The sequence below is a fragment of the Candidatus Accumulibacter contiguus genome (assembly GCF_036625285.1).
GTDB classification, from domain to species: domain Bacteria; phylum Pseudomonadota; class Gammaproteobacteria; order Burkholderiales; family Rhodocyclaceae; genus Accumulibacter; species Accumulibacter contiguus.
In genome coordinates, this window is sequence record NZ_JAZKUC010000001.1 from 595,302 (window position 1) to 612,283 (window position 16,982).

Genomic DNA, 16,982 nt, shown 5'->3' on the forward strand with positions numbered 1-16,982 from the left:
TTGGTGAGGCAAGGGTATCCGCAGCAAGGGTGTCCATCACAGGCGCCTGACACCGGCGAGCGTTACAGCGTAACGACCGCATGACCCTACCGACCCGGCGTGTGCCGGGTTTTTCTTTGGTGCGGCGATGGTTCAGGGCAAGGTTCATGGTTTCCGGCATGGTTACAGTCACCGGCGCATGGTTGCAGCGCATGGTTCAAGCCAGTCGGCGGGGCCGGCAACGTCAACCATGTAGGTAGCCAAGCAGGTAGCCAAGCGAGTAGCCAGCGATCAGGATTAGGCGAAGGCTCAGACGGCGAGCATGGCGGAAATGCGACATATTGCAAAAAAGCAACACTGCGTTGCCGGGAGCGTTACAGCGTAACTGGCGACACCCTGCCGGCCCCGCTTTTCTTGCCCGACGTTGATCTGGATTGCTGAAATTTGCTTACCATCTGCTTACCGGAACGACGGACAACAAAAAGGCCACCTTTTGAAGTGGCCTAAGTCATTGATTTTTCTGGTGGTGATGGGTGGAATTGAACCACCGACCTATGGGTTATGAATCCATCGCTCTAACCGACTGAGCTACATCACCTCAGGGCGGCAGATTATAGGGCTGACTACGCTTGCGGTCAAGCAATAGACATTTTCAGAATTCTCATTCTGGCTGAAATGAGAACTGCTGGAACTCCTGCCAGACGGTGGACAAATCCTGGTCCTTGAGCACGATCATGAACTGCCAGTGGTGATCACGGCCACTGCATCACCGGCCCGTTGGCGTAGAGTCTGTCGAGCAGGAGCAAATACTGGGTGTGACGGGTTTCGTCCTTGCCGACGGTGCGCTGCAGGAGTTCCTCCGCCCAGAGGTATCGCCAGCGAGCTTCTGCGAGCCGTCGATGGCGATCGGATCGCAATGGTTGATCAGGTAGCGGCGAAAGCTCTTGCCGCGGATCAGCCGCTTCACCAGATCGACGTGGGCCTGTTCGATGTGGGCCAGGTCGAGGTCGCGCAGCAGCCGAAACGAGGTCAGCGGTTTGACCCATACCTGGCGGGGCGTGCTGTGATACGACTGGCTAGGGCGGGCCAGCCCACGTCTGCTGGTTACCCCAAGCAACTGCCAACCGGCGGCGAGGTAACAGGTGCCGGCATGGTGACGCGGATCGACGAAGGTCTCCAGCCGCAGGAGCTCGAAGCCCCAGTGATCGCGCCAGTCCACGCGGGCGCGGCGCGCGAGTTGCCCGAGCACATGGCTGGCCTGCGGTACACGGACGTGCGGAAAGATCAGGAAGCGGCTGAGTCCATCGGATCCACCACCGGCGCGAGGAGGGCTGAACGGACGGGCCGCGCCGGCCGCAAGGGCGGCAGTACCAGCAACCCGGCCGCCTGCAAGCGCTCCAGGAACTCTTGGCAAGCGTGGATCTTCGGTGTTCCCGATAGGGTGACCAACCGCCAAGCCTCGCTACCACTGGGCTTTGCTAGTCATGCGTCAGGGCTGGCACCGCTATTCACCAATCACGTCGGTATTGGCCGGCGGGACGAAGTGGAACAGCGACGGAGCCAGGCGCGGATTGCGCTCAAGGTGGGAAAAGTGCAGCAAGGTGGTCTGGCCGAGGCTGTCGAACAACTCCATTGCTCTGAGCTCCTTATTCGCAAAACCGAGACGGACCTTCTCGAAGCCGCTATCCTGCGCTTTGGGAATCGCCTCGATCCACTCCAGCCCGTCGTGATCGCCAGCTTCTCGCAGGGTGAAGTTCCTTTCGATCGCACTATCCCCGGCGAGCAGTGCCGCCGGTGTCCCGCCGATCGCCGTGCCGGCCTTCTTGACCGTGACCTGGCGCAGGTCCGGGTCATGGATCCAGACTTTCTCGCCATCACCCACCAGCAGCTGGCTGTAGGGCTTCTCGATCTGCCAGCGAAACTTGCCCGGGCGCGAAAACATCATGACGCCGCTAGACGCTTGCGCCTGGCGTCCGTTCTTGGCCACCACCGTCTGCGCGAAATCGGCGCGTACCGTCCGGGTCGATTCGAGGAATTGCTGCAGCTTGTCGATCGCTCCGGCGTGGGCTGCCTGGGCAGCCAGCAGGCAGGCGGTGGCGAGGAGAATGCGGCGAATCATTCCTCTTCCTTGCGGGCCAGGACTTCGCGACCGCCACGGGCATCCATGGCAGAAACCAGCCCGGCTTTTTCCATGGCTTCGATCAAGCGAGCCGAGCGATTGTAGCCGATGCGCAAGTGGCGCTGTACCAGCGAAATCGATGCGCGGCGATTCTTCAGTACCACTTCGACCGCCTGGTCATAGACCGGATCGGCTTCGCCATCGCTATCCTGGCCTTCGCCAGCGCTCGCGCCCTCGCCTTCGTCGTCCGCACTGGCACCGGCGAGAACACCTTCGACGTAATCTGGAACACCCGTTTTTTTCAGGTAGTCGACCACCCGATGCACTTCTTCGTCGGCGACAAAAGCGCCATGGACGCGTGTCGGATAACCGGTCCCGGGTGCCAGGTAGAGCATGTCGCCCTGGCCGAGCAGGGCTTCGGCACCCATCTGATCGAGGATGGTGCGTGAATCGATTTTTGATGACACCTGGAAGGAGATGCGGGTGGGTATATTGGCCTTGATCAGGCCGGTGATGACATCGACCGACGGCCGTTGCGTCGCCAGAATCAGGTGGATTCCCGAGGCGCGTGCCTTCTGCGCGAGACGGGCGATCAGTTGCTCGACGGTCTTTCCGGAAAGCATCATCAGGTCGGCGAGTTCGTCGATGACCACCACGATGAACGGCAGGCATGACAGCGGTTCGGGGGTATCCGGAGTCAGCGATACCGGGTTGGCGATCATCTCGCCGTTCTTCGCGGCATCACGGATGCGTTGATTGAAGCCGGCCAGATTGCGTACGCCCATCGCCGACATCAGCTTGTAGCGCTTGTCCATCTCGCCAACGCACCAGTTGAGAGCGTTGGCGGCATGTTTCATGTCTACCACCACCGGCGCGAGCAGGTGCGGGATGCCCTCGTAGATCGACAGTTCGAGCATCTTCGGGTCGACCAGGATCAGCCGCACCTGCTCGGGCCCGGCTTTGTAGAGCAGTGAAAGGATCATCGCGTTGATGCCGACCGATTTGCCCGATCCGGTCGTTCCGGCGACCAGTAGGTGCGGCATCCTGGCCAGGTCAACGACCAAAGGCTGGCCGCCGATATCCTTGCCCAGCGTCATCGTCAGCGGCGAGTCCATTTCCTTGTATTCCTGGCTGGAGATGATTTCCAGCAGGCGCACCATCTGTCGCTTGGGATTCGGGAGTTCGAGCGCCATCGACGACTTGCCCGGTACCGTCTCGACGACGCGCACCGAAACCAGTGACAGCGAGCGTGCCAGATCCTTGGCCAGATTGAGGATCTGGGCGCCCTTCACGCCGACTGCCGGCTCGATTTCGTAACGCGTGATGACCGGCCCGGGATAGGCGGCGGTGACCGCCACCTGCACGCCAAAATCGGCGAGTTTGCGCTCGATCAGACGGGAGGTGTATTCAAGAGTCTCCGGACTGACGCGGCTGCTCTGCAAGGGCGCCGGTTCAAGCAGATGCACGGGCGGCAGCGGGGAGGCTTCGACGGCTTCGGGGAGTGGTGGCGGATGCCCCCGGTCTGTCCGCTTCCCGCCCTTCGGCGGCGCGAGGGCTGCGGGCGTTTCGGTCAAGGTGGGAGTCGCGTCAGCGACTCGCGAATCACCTATCTCTCGCGATCGGGAGATGGGTTGAGGAAAGCGGTCATGGCTTTCATGATCAAGGGTGTCTGAAGTAGCCATGACCGTCAGGGTCGGCTCGTCGTGAGTGTGCTTGCCAGTTTCTGGCGGTAGCGGTGCAGGCGCGTCGGGCTCCTTGTTCAGGGTCGGTTCCTGGCCATGTGTGCCGGCTTTTGCCGACAGCGGGCGAGGAGGGTTGGCCAGCGCAGGACTTTCGGTCAGCACGGGTTCATGCATCTCTCCGCGCTTCTTCTCGCCCTCGACCACGGCCTCTCGCTCGCGCGCGACTTCGCGTCCGATCCGTCGATCCTGCCAGCGTTCGAACAAGCCGTGGACGCCGACGACGATCGCTTCCAGGAGTGTGCCGGCGCGTTCGGCGGCGGTAATCCACGACATCCCGGAGAAAATACTCCAGCCAAGCATCAGCAGGGCGAACAGGGTCAGCGTCGCACCGGTATAGCCCAGATAACGCACGACCAAGGCGCCGAGCTCGATGCCGATGACGCCACCGGGACCAACCGGCAATGTTGCCTTGAGGGTGTAGAAACGCAAGGTCTCGAGTCCGCTGCTGGAGACGATCAGTACCAGAAAGCCGGCCAGGGAAATGAACAGCGGACGCCGGTCGGTCGCCCGCTGGCCGTCGAGACGCCGATAACCCCACCAGACAAAGACCAGCAGCAGGACGATCCACCACCACGCCGAAAGGCCGAAGACGTAAAGCATCAAATCAGCCAGCCAGGCGCCGCTACGGCCGGCCGGGTTGCGCAGCGTTGCCGTGTGTACGGCGTGCGACCAACCGGGATCGGATCGATGGTAGCCCCACAGCGAGAGCGCCAGGAAGGTGGCGACGACGATCAGGATCAGCCAGCGCGACTCCTGCAGGAGTGCTGCAATTTTTTCCGGGAGCGGACTTGGCGCTCTGGACGGAAAGGCCATCCTGCCGGCAAATTTGTTCAGCAAAGCCATCAGTAAGTTCGGACCAAGGAAGGTTACGGTTGGGAAGCGGGGCTTGCCGGGGAAGGCAGGCGTTTTTCGAGAATGACGATCCGGCCTTCTTCGACCCGGAAGTAGCCGCGATTCTCGAGATCCTTCATGACCCGACTGACCATCTCACGCGAGGCACCGATCATCTTGGCAATATCCTGCTTGGTCAGCCGTCGCCGGATCACGTGCTCGCCGCGCTCTTCCTCGGAGAAATCGATCAGCAATTTGGCGACGCGGCCGTAGACGTCGAGCAGAGCCAGACTTTCGATGTTGCGATCGGCTTCGCGCAAACGCTGCACGAGGCTCTTCATGATATTGAGGCAGAGGTCGAAATTCTCGGCCAGGCAACGCTTGAAGTCGTTCTTGGTGATGACCAGCAATTCGCAGGTTTCGGTCGCCATGACATCGGCCGAACGCGGGCTGCCATCGATCAGCCCCATTTCACCGAAGAACTCCCCGGGGCCAAGCAGGGTCAGAATCACTTCGCGTCCTTCTTCGTCGCTGTTGAGCACCTTGGCGCCGCCGCTGATCAGCACATAGAGCGAATCGGTGCTGTCGCCGGCGCGGACGATGGTGGTCTGGCGTGGCACCCGACGATGGAAAGCGACCTTGGCGATCTGTTCGAGTTGTGCATCGGGAACTCCGGCAAAGATCGGAATGCTGTGCAGCAAAGTCAGGCTGGGTCCTCTCCGGGGTTGCTCGACGGCAGTATTCATGGGCCATTCTTTCATCAAGTGAAGTGATTTCTATCAAGGGCTTGCGCCGCGATTATAAGGCACTTCGCCAGTTTTCGAAGCAAAGTGGCGACAAAGGGTGCGATCGAAAGTATTGGGCGAGTCCCATTTCCGCTTCGATATGAGAATTGCTGGTTGATCAGCCGCGTGGATGGTGTTGGGCGTGCAGGACCTTGAGCCGTTCGCGAGCGACATGGGTGTAGATCTGCGTCGTCGAGATGTCCGAGTGGCCGAGCAGCAGTTGCACGACGCGCAGATCGGCACCATGATTGAGCAGATGTGTCGCAAAGGCGTGCCGCAGCACGTGCGGCGACAGGCGGGCAGGATCCATCCCGGCCTGCAGCGCGTAGCGCTTGATCAACTGCCAGAAAGCCTGCCGGGTCATCGCCGAGCCGCGCGCAGTCACGAATACCTCGTCGCTCTGGCGTCCTGCGAGCAGCGCCGGCCGGCCGTCGCCCAGATAGCAGCGCAGCCAGTCGCACGCTTCCTCACCGAGCGGCACCAGGCGCTCCTTGCTGCCCTTACCGAAAACGCGCAGCACGCCCATGTCGAGATGCAGTTCGTGCAACTTGAGGCCGACCAGTTCGCTGACACGCAGGCCGGTGGCGTAGAGCGTTTCGAGCATCGCCCGATCACGCTGACCGAGCGTCGTGTCGAGCAGGGGTGCGGCGAGCAGGCGCTCGACCTGGACTTCGGAGAGCACTTTCGGCAGCCGCGAGGGCTGCGCCGGCATGGCGATCTTCAGCGTCGGATCGCTGCTGCGCCGGCCCTGTGCCAGTTGGTGCCGGTAGAAGCGGCGCAGCGTCGACAGATAACGCGCCTGCGAGGAAGCGCGCAGCGTTTGCGACAGCGTCGCGACGAAACGCATCAGGATCGCTTCGTCGATGCTGCACAGGCTGCCCAGTTGCTGCTCGGCCAGCCAGTTCGCCAGTTGCAGCAGGTCGCTGCGATAGCTGTCGAGCGAACCCCTGGCGAGTCCGTCCTCCAGCCATAAGGTGTCGCAGAAGCGATCGATCTCGGCGAGATCGCCAGGATTGGCCTCAGCAGCCTTCATGCGCCAGCAGCCAGCGCTTGACGTTAAGCAGAAAACCGTCGGTCTGACGGGCAAAGCCGCCCAATCCACCGCCCGCCGCCAGAACTCGATGGCAGGGAACGACCACCGGGTAGGGATTGGCAGCGCAGGCCTGACCAACCGCTCGCGGTGCGTTGTGCAGTGCCTGTGCGATCTCGCCGTAGCTGCGGGTATGGTGCGTCGGAATGGCCGCGATCTGTTGCCAGACACGGCGCTGAAAAGGTGTGCCTGCTGGGCGCAAGGGCAAGACGAAGAGGAATTCGGCGTCCGCCAGGTAGGCGCACAACTGGCGCGCCGCTTCCGCGGCGAGCGCATTCTGCGGCGCGACCTCGTCCGTTGGCGGAAGAAAGGCGAGGTGATGAATTTCCTGCTCGTCGCAGCACACGCCGAGGCTGAACGTCATTGCGCTGATGATCGCCTGGAAGGCCGGTTCGGCCGGATCGACCCGGGTGTGCACCGCGGCGTCCTGCAGCGCCTCAGGAGACCTTGCCGAGCAGCGCCTGCTTCAGGTCATCCTGGACCGGCTTGTTGCCGAGCCAGATTTTCAGCAGCGCCTTGTAGAAATCCTCGCCGGCGATGTCCTTGCCTTTGACCTGACCATTGATGGTGAGTCGTGTGCCCGTCTCCGGCAGCCAGTCGATGAACACGCTGGTGCCGGTCTTGGGTTCTCCCGCGGCCAGCAGGGTATCGGAAAACTGTTTCAGGCGATCCTTGAGGCCCGCCATCTCAGCTTCCGAATGGTTGTTGGCGACGCCCTCCTGCAGGGCTTCGACAAACTGCTGCGCCGAGAGGTCGCGCAGCAGACTGAGCGAAATCCGCTTGCCACCCCTGGCGGCCAGCACCGCCGCGGCGTCACCGCTTTTCTCCGGCAGGTAGAGCGCCATCGCATAAACCTTGAAGACGGCCTTCTTGCGCAGGCCGGCGCCATTGACCACCAGTTCGCCAGTACCGACGCGCGTCTTGTCGTCGAACTTGACGCCGGCAACTTCAACGGCTGCCGCGAGGTGGAAGGACAGGGCGGCAAGCGCCGCCATCAGCAGGTGTTTCATGGAGTCTCCTTTTGGTTAGATGCGCTGGCGGGTCTGGTCAAGCAGGCCACGGCGTCCGCCCGCCGCCGCAGTGCAGTGTTACCGTGAAAGTCGCGTCAGCGACTCACGAATCTCCCCTCTCCACTCGCGGGAGAGTGGTCGGGGGAGAGGGAAACGGTCAGGGCTTTCATCATCCGGGGTGTCTCACAAAGCCATGACCGTTAGGCGCGCACCTCGCCGTTGCCGAGAACGATCCATTTCTGGCTGGTCAGCCCTTCCAGACCGACCGGGCCACGCGCGTGAATCTTGTCGGTCGAGATGCCGATTTCGGCACCCAGTCCGTACTCGAAGCCGTCCGCAAAACGCGTCGAGGCGTTCACCATCACCGAAGCCGAGTCGACTTCGCGCAGAAAGCGCATCGCCGAAGTGTAATTCTCGGTGATGATGGCGTCGGTGTGATGCGAACCATAGCGATTGATGTGCGCGATCGCCTCGTCGAGTCCGGCCACCACCTTGACCGAAATGATCGGCGCCAGGAACTCGCTGGCGTAATCTTCTTCGCTTGCCGCCCTCGCCTCCCTGATGCGGTCGACGGTTTCCGGACAACCGCGAATCTCGACTCCCTTCTGCGTCAGCATCGCGGCGACCGGCGGCAGCAGGCGGGCAACGACCGAACGTGCCAGCAGCAGCGACTCGGCGGTATTGCAGGTGCCATAGCGCTGCGTCTTGGCATTCTCGACGATCTGCAGCGCTTTCTCGGGGTCGGCGTCATCATCAAGGTAAACATGGCAGTTACCGTCGAGGTGCTGAATCATCGGCACACGGGACTCGGCCAGCAGGCGCGCGATCAGTCCTTTGCCGCCGCGCGGAACGATCACGTCCACGAATTCGCGCATCCTGATCAGGTGACCGACAGCGGCGCGGTCGGTGGTCTCGATCACCTGCACGGCATTGGCCGGCAGACCGGCACTGGCAAGACCTTCCTGCACCAGCGTGGCAATCGCCCGGTTACAACGGATCGCCTCGGAACCACCGCGCAGGATCGAGGCATTGCCGGACTTCAGACACAGGGCCGCGGCGTCGGCGGTGACATTCGGGCGCGCCTCGTAGATGATCCCGATCACCCCCAGCGGCACGCGCATGCGGCCGACCTGAATGCCACTCGGCCGAAACTTCAAATCACTGATTTCGCCGACCGGGTCGGGTAAAGCGGCGACCTGTTCGACACCCTCGGCCATCGCCGCAACGCTCTTTGCCGATAACGCCAGGCGATCGAGCAGGGCCGGTTCGAGGCCGGCAGCACGTGCCGCAGCCAGATCATCGTGATTGGCGGCAAGCAAGGTGTCGGACTCGCGCCGGATCGCCGTGGCAATTCGGCAGAGTGCAGTGTTCTTGGCATGGCTGTCGGCACGCGCGATCAGCCGTGATGCGGCGCGGGCATCGCTGCCGACGGTTTGCATGTACTGCTCGATGTCCATGAGACTTCTCTATTGGCAGAAGCATTGATTATAGCCACCGACTGCGCGCATGCGTCAACGGAACCACTGCAAAGGAATGCACTCTTATCGCTATCGCCATTTTCCTGCGCTAACCATGAACAAGAAACTGATACTGCCCACTGAAGTGAAAGTCTGCGCGACCTGCAGCTACTGGGATGGTGCCCGGATGGTCGATACCGAGTTGCGCCTGGTGGTCATCGGCGAGGATTGCCTGGGCGAATGCCTGGCACAGAGCAAATGCAGCTACGGGCTCAATGACGTGCGCAGGGAAACCGATGCTTGCGCCTGGGAACATCTGGCGCCGGACGCTGCCGACCCGGAAAGCGGCAACCGCCGCTGAAGCTGCAGCGCCGCGGTGTTTCAGGCGATGGCGATATGCAGACCCAGTTGCCGGAACTCGTCCCAGACATCGCCAGCAGCGATTCCCTTGATCATCCGGTCGATGCGCGCGGCGTGCACCAGTGCGGCCATGGCGCGCTCGCCGTCGATCCGCTGTAGCGCGCGTTTGATCAGCGCCTGGCGTGCGCCCCACAGCCTGGCGTCCTTGAGCAGCGCGTCCAGCGGCTGGCGTCTTGCGAGCCCCGCACTGATCTGCGCCAGCACGCGCACTTCCTCGGTCATCGCCCAGAGCACCAGGAGCGGCGCTTCGCCTTCCTGCTGCAGGCCGTCGAGGGTGCGCGCCAGGCGCGCCACATCGCCGGCGAGCATCGCTTCGCGCAGGCCGTCGAGGTCGTAACGGGCGACGTTGAGCACGGCCTCGCGAATCTGCTCCAGACTCAAGGCGCCCAGCGGGTAAAGCACGCCGAGCTTGAGAATTTCCTGATGTGCCGCCAGCAGATTGCCCTCGACCCGCTCGGCAATGAAACGCAGACCGTCGGCGCTAGCGCTTTGCTGCTGGCGGTGTAGGCGGCCGGCAAGCCATGCCGGCAGTTCGGCCAGCGTCGGCGGGAGCAGCTTGACCACTGCCCCGGCGCTGGCCAGAGCGCTGATCCAGGCAGATTTCTCGTCCCGCCAGTCGATACCGTTCATGGTCACCAGCAGCAGTGAATCCGGAGAGGGACGCGCACAATACTCCTGCAGGGCCGCAGCGCCTTCACGCCCCGGCTTGCCGGTCGGGACGCGCAGATCGATCAGCATGCGCCCACCGAACAGAGACATGCTCCCTGCCGCGTGGTAGAGATCGTTCCAGTTGAAACCGGCGATCGCGGTAAGGACTTCGCGTTCGTCGAAGCCATGTCGGCGGGCTGCGGCGCGAATGGCATCAGCCGCTTCGATGACCAGCAGGGGTTCGTCACCATAAACCAGGTAGACCGGCTGGAGGTCGCGTTCGAGATGCGCGGTGAGCTGATCGCCCTTGAGATGCATGCCCGGCAACCTTACTCGGGAGTCGCTGCAAATACCGGTTTGCTGGCCGCCAGCCGGCGCATCAACTGCTGCACCAGATCATTCTCCATATCGCGCCAGAGCAGTGTTTCTTCCTGCTGCTTGGCCAGCACATTGGAGTCGTCGTAGGTGAGATCGCGGACCAGTTCGATGTTGCTCGGTGCGACCAGGTCGCGGCCCTTGTTGTCGGTGATCCGATAGGGATACAGGTAACGCAGACGCAGTTCGCTGACGCGGCCCGTGCTCGAGACCGAGAGAATCACCCGGTCACGGGACTCGGCGCCCGGCACCAGGGTCGCCTGTGCGTCGCTCGCCGTCAGCGCCACGCGCGTCGTTCCCGAGGCGCGGATGGCGCGCTTGAGGCTGACGGCGATCACCGAATAGTCGGGCATGGCAATGAAAAGACTTTCGTAGGGCAGCGAATAAGCACCCCGCAACTGGAAGCCACAAGCGGCGAGCAATGCCAGGGCCAGGGTGAGCCCTATGGAGGGTAGCGCTGCACGCATCGGGCTCTTTCTCAGGCGACGATATTGACCAGGCGACCGGGAACCACGACCAGCTTTCTGGGTGCGGCGCCAGCCAGATGCTTGCGTGCCGTTTCACAGGCCAGCGCGGCGGATTCGATGCTCGCCCGGTCGGCACCCGCCGGCACCCGCAGGCTGCCGCGCAGTTTGCCATTGATCTGCAGTACCAGTTCGATTTCGTCCTGCACCAGCGCGTTCGCATCGGGCTTCGGAAATGCCTGGCCGGTGAGCGTGTGGCCGGGCCTCAAGGCCGCGTAGAGTGCTTCGCAGACATGCGGCACGATCGGGTTGAGCATCAGCGTCACCGCTTCGAGCGTTTCCTGCCTGAGGGCGCGCGCTGCGGCCGAACCGTCGGCGATGCGGCCATAGGCGTTGAGCAACTCCATCACTGCGGCGATAGCGGTATTGAACTGCTTGCGCCGCCCATAATCGTCGGCGACCTTGCCAATCGTCTGATGTAACTGCCGACGCAGACCCTGCAGCTCAGTAGACAAATGCGCAGCCGGGGCCGGCGCTACCGGGCCAGCCGAGACATGCTCGTAGACGATTCGCCAGAGCCGCTTGAGGAAACGGAATGCCCCTTCGACGCCGGCATCGGACCATTCCAGCGACTGGTCCGGGGGACTCGCGAACATGATGAACAGGCGCGCGGTATCGGCACCGAACTGTTCGATCAGCGCCTGTGGATCGACGCCGTTGTTCTTCGACTTCGACATCTTCTCGATGCCACCGACGATCACCGGCAACCCGTCGGCGCGCAACGTCGCGCCACTGGCACGGCCGCGTTCGTCATGCACGGCGTCGACCTCGGCGGGATTGAGCCATTGCTTCTTGCCGTGGCTGTCCTCGCGGTAGAAAGTCGGCGCAACGACCATGCCCTGTGTCAGCAGATGAGCAAAGGGCTCGCCGAGCCGGTGCTCGCCAAACAGGCCGAGGTCGCGCATCAGCTTGGTCCAGAAGCGCGAGTAGAGCAGGTGCAGGATGGCATGTTCGATGCCGCCGATGTACTGGTCGATGCCGCCCGCGCACCAGTAGGCCACGCGCTCGTCGACCATCGCGCGATCATTGTCCGGACAGCAATAGCGCAGGAAATACCACGAAGACTCGACGAAGGTATCCATGGTGTCGGTTTCGCGCTTCGCCTTGCCGCCGCATCTGGGGCAGGCCGTCTCGTAGAACTCGGGCATCCTGGCGAGCGGCGAACCGGCACCGGTAATCGTCACGTTTTCCGGCAGTACCACCGGCAGGTCCTGGTCAGGCACCGGCAGGTCGCCGCAGGCCGCACAGTGGATGATCGGGATCGGGCAGCCCCAGTAGCGCTGCCGGGAGATGCCCCAATCGCGCAGGCGAAACTGGACCTTCTTTTCGCCCAGAGCCTTGGCGGCGAGGTCGGCGGCAATCGCCTCGACGGCTGCCTTGCAATCCAGGCCGTCGTATTTGCCGGAATTGACGCAGACGCCGCGCTGCTTGTCGGCGTACCACTCCTGCCAGCCATCCAGCGAGAAGGTCTCGCCCGCCACGGCAATCACCGGTTTGATCGGCAAACCGTATTTCCTGGCAAAAGCAAAATCGCGCTCGTCGTGCGCCGGTACCGCCATCACCGCGCCGTCACCGTAGCTCATCAACACGTAGTTGCCGATCCATACCTCGATCTGTTCGCCACTCAGCGGATGCGTGACGAAAATTCCGGTCGGCAGGCCTTTCTTGTCCATCGTCGCCAGGTCCGCTTCGGCGACGCCACCCTGCTTGCATTCCTCGACGAAAGCGGCGACCTGCGGGTCGCGCGCCGCCGCGTAGGCAGCCAACGGATGCTCGGCGGCCACGGCGCAGAAGGTGACGCCCATGATCGTGTCGGCACGCGTGGTGAACACCCACAACTGGCCGGGCTGACCATCGAGTTGATAGGGAAAGGCGAAGCGCACGCCGATGCTCTTGCCGATCCAGTTCTTCTGCATCAGTCGAACCTGTTCCGGCCAGCCGTCGAGCTGGTCGAGGTCGGCCAGCAGTTCCTCGGCGTAGGCGGTGATCTTCATGTAATACATCGGAATTTCGCGCTTCTCGATCAGCGCACCCGAACGCCAGCCACGCCCATCGATCACCTGCTCGTTGGCCAGCACGGTCTGGTCGACCGGATCCCAGTTGACGGTTCCCAGTCTCTGGTAGATCAGGCCCTTCTCGTACAGGCGGGTGAACAGCCACTGCTCCCAGCGGTAGTACTCGGGCCGGCAGGTGGCGATTTCGCGCTCCCAGTCGATCGCAAAACCCAGACGCTTGAGTTGCGTCTTCATGTAGTCGATGTTGGCGTAGGTCCATTGCGCCGGCGGCACATCATTCTGGATGGCGGCGTTTTCCGCCGGCATGCCGAAGGCGTCCCAGCCCATCGGCTGCAGGACATTGTAGCCGAGCATCCGGTGAAAGCGCGCGAGTACGTCACCGATCGTGTAGTTGCGCACGTGCCCCATGTGCAGCTTGCCCGAAGGATAGGGGAACATCGACAGGCAGTAGTACTTGGGCCGACTTGCGTCCTCGATGGCGCGCGCCGCGCCGCTATGGTTCCAGAAGTCCTGGGCAGCGACTTCGACGTCCGCGGGTTGATACTTTTCCTGCATGGCTGGTAACGATCCAGAAAGTGGCTGAAGCGCGGATTATACGCATACGCGCTTTGGCTTGGCCTGGCCGCTACCGTAAAGCAATCGGCTCAGTGCCGCGGGTCGGGCGTGAAGCCACCCGGAAAGGGGTTCGGAAACGGATTCGGCGTCGGCTGCTGCCGGGGCCGCGGAATGATGCCCTGGGCGAGCAGATTGCTGTAGCTGTCGTAATGAATGGTCAGTATCTCGGATGGCTGGTCACTGGCACGGCGAAACTCGGTGTATTGCGTCGGCGCGCTGATGCGTTCGCCGTGACCGGTGCCCAGGCGACTCGGCTGACTCTCCGCCAGCTTGCCGGATGCTTCCGCACGCGCCGGCGCAGCCGCCCTGGGCGTGGCGTTCGACGTCGCGCTATCGGCAGCAGGAGCGTCGTCGCGCTCCCGCGACTGCATCGTGACCTGCGGTGGCGGCATTGGCTCGGCTTCCCGATAGACGGCGACGCCAATCACGCCGACGTTCTGCGGGCGGTCGGTACGGCCGGCGTAGCTGTCGGCAACGCTGGTGAAATAGAAGGCGGCGACATCGTCCATGCTCTTGCGCCAGCCGGAGATCTCGGCCGATTGTCGCGCCACCAGGACATAACCCGACTGCGAGGTGGCGGCAGTCTGGCCGCTGAGCGCATTGATGCCGTCCACGGAGAGCACGGTCAGGACACGACCGCTGCTCTTGTTGCGCAACATCACCGCGTAGCGGTTGCCGGGAGTCCCGACCACGTACAGGCGGCCGTGGTGGCGATAGGCCTCCAGCGTCTGACCACTGCTGCGGTCGATGATGCCGACATCGACCAGGCTGCCGGCGTCGGCGATGCTGATGCAGCCGGCCAGCGGCAGGGCAGCGAACAGAGCGGCGAGTTTTTTCATGACGATCTCCTTGAATGAGGTGATGACCTCGTAAACGCCTGCCGCCGGTAAACGGGGTCAATTCATTGACGAAAATCTTCCGGTAGCGGGTAATCCGGGTTCGCCCGACGAAACTCTTGCAATTGCCGTTCGGCTTCCCGGGTCTTGCCTTCGCGCCGCAATGCACGGATTTCATCGAGCCAGACGCTGGCGCTGCGGCCGTTTTCGGTCTTCGCCAGTGCCGGCGCCGCCGCCCGCCCGGCTGCAGGAGCGGAGTCGATACGCCTTGCCGCCTGGCTGTCGCCGATCGTGGCAGCGGGCGACGGAGCGCTGTCCAGCACTGCCGGTGCCGCTGGTACCGCGGCGGACAAGGACTTGCCCGGCGGGGCTGCGGCTAGCCCCGGTTCGGCAACGATGTCGGATTTCGATGGACGATCGCTCTCGCCAGCACTGACCGAGGGCCTTGCCAACCTGGCGCGCGTTTCGCCGGGCTGCGGAGATGGCGCGGCTGGCCTGGCCGGTTCAGGTGCGGCAGCGGAACCCGTCTGCTCGCGGACGCCATGACTCGGCGCTGCACTTCGCGCTGGCGCGGCTTCCTGCTGCAGGCTCGGTTCCGCCGGCAGACCGCCGGGCTGCCGCTCCTGCAGCAAAGCCAGGGTAATGGTCAGCAGCAGCGTCGTGGCGAGAGCCAGCGGCGTGCGCCAGCGCTGCCACCAGGCGCCGCGGCGTGCGTTCGCTGGCGGTTCGGCAAGCGCTGCCCGCGCCGCAGCGAGAATACGTTCGTCCGCAGCGCTCGACGGCTCGTCAGTCGCATACTCTCGATAGAATCGCGAGAGTTGCGGATCGCTCGGAAAATCCTGGTGCGGCTCGGTCATAACAGGTCCTGCAGCGAGTGTCTGAGTTTGGTCAGCGCATAGCGTAGCCGGCTTTTGGCCGTTTCACGGCCACTATCGGTAGCGGCGGCAATTTCCTCCAGGGTCAGCCCACCCTCTTCGGCGAGCAGAAAGACTTCGCGCTGGGCAGGCGGCAAGGCGGCCAGCGCCAGGTTGATCCGTTGTGCCGTATGCTGCCGCTCGTGCAAGGCGTGCGGCGTCTCATGGCCGGGAGCCGGCAGGCTGGCAATCAGGTCATCAAGCGCATCCGGGTCGTCAGCGTTCGTCGCCAACTGCGCCAGCACTTGCGGCGCATGCTTGCGGTAGTGATCGATCAGCCGGTGGCGCGCGATCCGGAATATCCACGTCGAGAAGCGGGCCAGTGGCTGGTAGTCGGCGCGGGCATGGACCACCTTGATCCAAGTCTCCTGATACAGATCTTCGGCCACCGCCGGGTCACCACATTGCTGCGCCAGATAGCGATAGAGCGAGCCGCGATAACGACGATAGAGCGTTGTGAACGCATCTGCATCACCCGCACGATAGGCCAGCATCAGTCGTTCGTCGCTCAAGTCTGCTTGCATTGCGGCAGTCTAGCCGTTGTGCGGACAAACGCAAGCCGGTACCGCAGCTCAGGTTGACACGGCAGGCGAACGGACTTGGCGCGATGTTAGAATTCCCCCCTTCTCGTGGTCGCAAGGAAGCATCAATGAACAGGCATCGCATCTGCACTCTTTTCGCCGTGCTCGCCGGGAGTCTGCTGCCGCAGGCAGCAAGCGCAGGACCGGCAGCCGACGCAATCGTCGACGGAGTGCTCATGCCCGCCTGGCTCGAAAGACGCGGCGTCCGGCAGGAACTGACGCCAGGGATGGTCCTGCAGAATCGGGACCGGGTGATCAGTGGCCCCGCGGCCCGGGTCAGAATTCGGCTGGGCGATGGCAGCACGGTTGGAATGGCTGCCGACAGCCAGCTCGACCTGAACGCGCTCGGCGTACGTGCGGAACAGGTATTTACGGCCGCTCTCGATGTCCAGCAAGGCGCTGTGCGCTTCAGCACCGGCGCCTTCGCCAGGTATCATCGACAACGCGCCGTCAATCTGCGCGTGGGAACGCTCACTGCAGGAATTCGCGGAACCGATGTCTGGGGCAGAGCCGATGCGCAAGGGGACCGTATCTGCCTGCTGGAGGGAAGTATTGCGGTACTGCATCCACTGGCAGAGGCACAGCAGATGGACGCAGGGCCAAGCTGCTATCTGGCTCCGAAAGGGGCAGCACCGACGCCGGTCGAAGCGATCACTGCCGGCGATCTCGCATTGCTGGCCGCACAGACCGCCCTACCGACTGCGCCGCCCCTTGCCGTGCCAACCGGCACGCTGCCGGCCGCCAGCCGCCACGCCACGCGTAGCGGCAGGTGGGCAGTCGAACTGGCCACGCTCGATAACGAAGCAGCAACCTTGTCCTTGTACGACCGCGCCCGCGCCGCCGGCTACCCGGTCCGGATCATGCCGCGAGCAACTGCCGGCAGCGGCTACGATTACACCGTTCGCCTCACGCAACTGCCGACGCAGAGCGATGCTGCCGCATTGGCGGCGCAAATTGCGCAGTCGCTGCAGATTGCCTTGCCGATCGTGGTGCATCACTGATGCACGCCTGATGCTGCTGGCCTGCTCGCAGCCATGCTTC

General features: G+C 63.3%; 16 protein-coding genes and 1 tRNA gene. 2 read left to right on the top strand and 15 right to left on the bottom strand.

Annotated features, from left to right (window positions below):
- Nucleotides 1–500: 500 nt before the first annotated feature.
- The 9 genes from V5B59_RS02910 to V5B59_RS02950 all read right to left on the bottom strand — a co-directional run bounded on the left by V5B59_RS02910 (nucleotide 501) and on the right by V5B59_RS02950 (nucleotide 9,013).
- Nucleotides 501–577, bottom strand: a tRNA-Met gene (locus tag V5B59_RS02910).
- 168 nt (nucleotides 578–745) lie between these two features.
- Nucleotides 746–1,393, bottom strand: coding sequence for a Druantia anti-phage system protein DruA (locus V5B59_RS02915; protein ID WP_169070261.1), 648 nt, complete (start codon nucleotides 1,391–1,393; stop codon nucleotides 746–748).
- A gap of 90 nt (nucleotides 1,394–1,483) precedes the next feature.
- Nucleotides 1,484–2,098, bottom strand: coding sequence for an outer membrane lipoprotein chaperone LolA (lolA, locus tag V5B59_RS02920; RefSeq protein ID WP_034909959.1), 615 nt, complete (start codon nucleotides 2,096–2,098; stop codon nucleotides 1,484–1,486).
- Nucleotides 2,095–4,683, bottom strand: coding sequence for a DNA translocase FtsK (locus tag V5B59_RS02925; RefSeq protein WP_169070260.1), 2,589 nt, complete (start codon nucleotides 4,681–4,683; stop codon nucleotides 2,095–2,097). The genes lolA and V5B59_RS02925 overlap by 4 nt, the downstream gene beginning before the upstream one ends.
- 23 nt (nucleotides 4,684–4,706) lie before the next feature.
- Nucleotides 4,707–5,417: a Crp/Fnr family transcriptional regulator gene (locus V5B59_RS02930; RefSeq protein WP_211203376.1), complete on the bottom strand. Its 711-nt coding sequence runs from the start codon at nucleotides 5,415–5,417 to the stop codon at nucleotides 4,707–4,709.
- Between the two features lie 157 nt (nucleotides 5,418–5,574).
- Nucleotides 5,575–6,489, bottom strand: a complete 915-nt coding sequence (gene xerD, locus V5B59_RS02935; protein WP_034909957.1) for a site-specific tyrosine recombinase XerD — start codon at nucleotides 6,487–6,489, stop codon at nucleotides 5,575–5,577.
- Nucleotides 6,476–6,910: a methylated-DNA--[protein]-cysteine S-methyltransferase gene (locus V5B59_RS02940; protein WP_169070274.1), complete on the bottom strand. Its 435-nt coding sequence runs from the start codon at nucleotides 6,908–6,910 to the stop codon at nucleotides 6,476–6,478. The genes xerD and V5B59_RS02940 overlap by 14 nt, the downstream gene beginning before the upstream one ends.
- Nucleotides 6,911–6,983: 73 nt before the next feature.
- Nucleotides 6,984–7,556 carry a chalcone isomerase family protein gene (locus tag V5B59_RS02945; protein ID WP_169070259.1) on the bottom strand — a complete coding sequence of 191 codons (573 nt, stop codon included), beginning with the start codon at nucleotides 7,554–7,556 and terminating at the stop codon, nucleotides 6,984–6,986.
- A gap of 200 nt (nucleotides 7,557–7,756) precedes the next feature.
- Nucleotides 7,757–9,013 (bottom strand): glutamate-5-semialdehyde dehydrogenase, encoded by a 1,257-nt coding sequence (locus V5B59_RS02950; RefSeq protein ID WP_169070258.1) that lies wholly within the window; start codon nucleotides 9,011–9,013, stop codon nucleotides 7,757–7,759.
- Between the two features lie 115 nt (nucleotides 9,014–9,128).
- Here V5B59_RS02950 and V5B59_RS02955 point away from each other — a divergent pair, with 115 nt between their 5' ends.
- Entirely contained in the window at nucleotides 9,129–9,374 is a 246-nt protein-coding gene (locus V5B59_RS02955; RefSeq protein WP_034914014.1) for a hypothetical protein, read from the top strand.
- Between the two features lie 20 nt (nucleotides 9,375–9,394).
- Here the strand turns inward: V5B59_RS02955 and holA are convergent, their stop codons facing one another.
- The 6 genes from holA to V5B59_RS02985 form a co-directional block, all read right to left on the bottom strand.
- Nucleotides 9,395–10,399 carry a DNA polymerase III subunit delta gene (holA, locus tag V5B59_RS02960; protein ID WP_034914010.1) on the bottom strand — a complete coding sequence of 335 codons (1,005 nt, stop codon included), beginning with the start codon at nucleotides 10,397–10,399 and terminating at the stop codon, nucleotides 9,395–9,397.
- An 11-nt stretch (nucleotides 10,400–10,410) separates the two neighbouring features.
- Complete coding sequence (lptE, locus tag V5B59_RS02965; protein WP_034913999.1) at nucleotides 10,411–10,923, bottom strand: LPS assembly lipoprotein LptE; 513 nt, start codon at nucleotides 10,921–10,923, stop codon at nucleotides 10,411–10,413.
- Nucleotides 10,924–10,934: 11 nt separating this feature from the next.
- Nucleotides 10,935–13,550, bottom strand: a complete 2,616-nt coding sequence (gene leuS / locus V5B59_RS02970; RefSeq protein ID WP_169070257.1) for a leucine--tRNA ligase — start codon at nucleotides 13,548–13,550, stop codon at nucleotides 10,935–10,937.
- Nucleotides 13,551–13,639: 89 nt separating this feature from the next.
- Nucleotides 13,640–14,449 carry a hypothetical protein gene (locus tag V5B59_RS02975; RefSeq protein ID WP_034913996.1) on the bottom strand — a complete coding sequence of 270 codons (810 nt, stop codon included), beginning with the start codon at nucleotides 14,447–14,449 and terminating at the stop codon, nucleotides 13,640–13,642.
- A gap of 62 nt (nucleotides 14,450–14,511) precedes the next feature.
- Nucleotides 14,512–15,303, bottom strand: a complete 792-nt coding sequence (locus V5B59_RS02980; RefSeq protein ID WP_034913993.1) for a hypothetical protein — start codon at nucleotides 15,301–15,303, stop codon at nucleotides 14,512–14,514.
- Nucleotides 15,300–15,884 carry an RNA polymerase sigma factor gene (locus tag V5B59_RS02985; RefSeq protein ID WP_169070256.1) on the bottom strand — a complete coding sequence of 195 codons (585 nt, stop codon included), beginning with the start codon at nucleotides 15,882–15,884 and terminating at the stop codon, nucleotides 15,300–15,302. Before V5B59_RS02985 ends, V5B59_RS02980 begins: the two co-directional genes overlap by 4 nt.
- A 125-nt stretch (nucleotides 15,885–16,009) precedes the next feature.
- Here V5B59_RS02985 and V5B59_RS02990 point away from each other — a divergent pair, with 125 nt between their 5' ends.
- Nucleotides 16,010–16,942 carry a FecR domain-containing protein gene (locus V5B59_RS02990; protein WP_169070255.1) on the top strand — a complete coding sequence of 311 codons (933 nt, stop codon included), beginning with the start codon at nucleotides 16,010–16,012 and terminating at the stop codon, nucleotides 16,940–16,942.
- The last annotated feature ends 40 nt before the right edge of the window (nucleotides 16,943–16,982 follow it).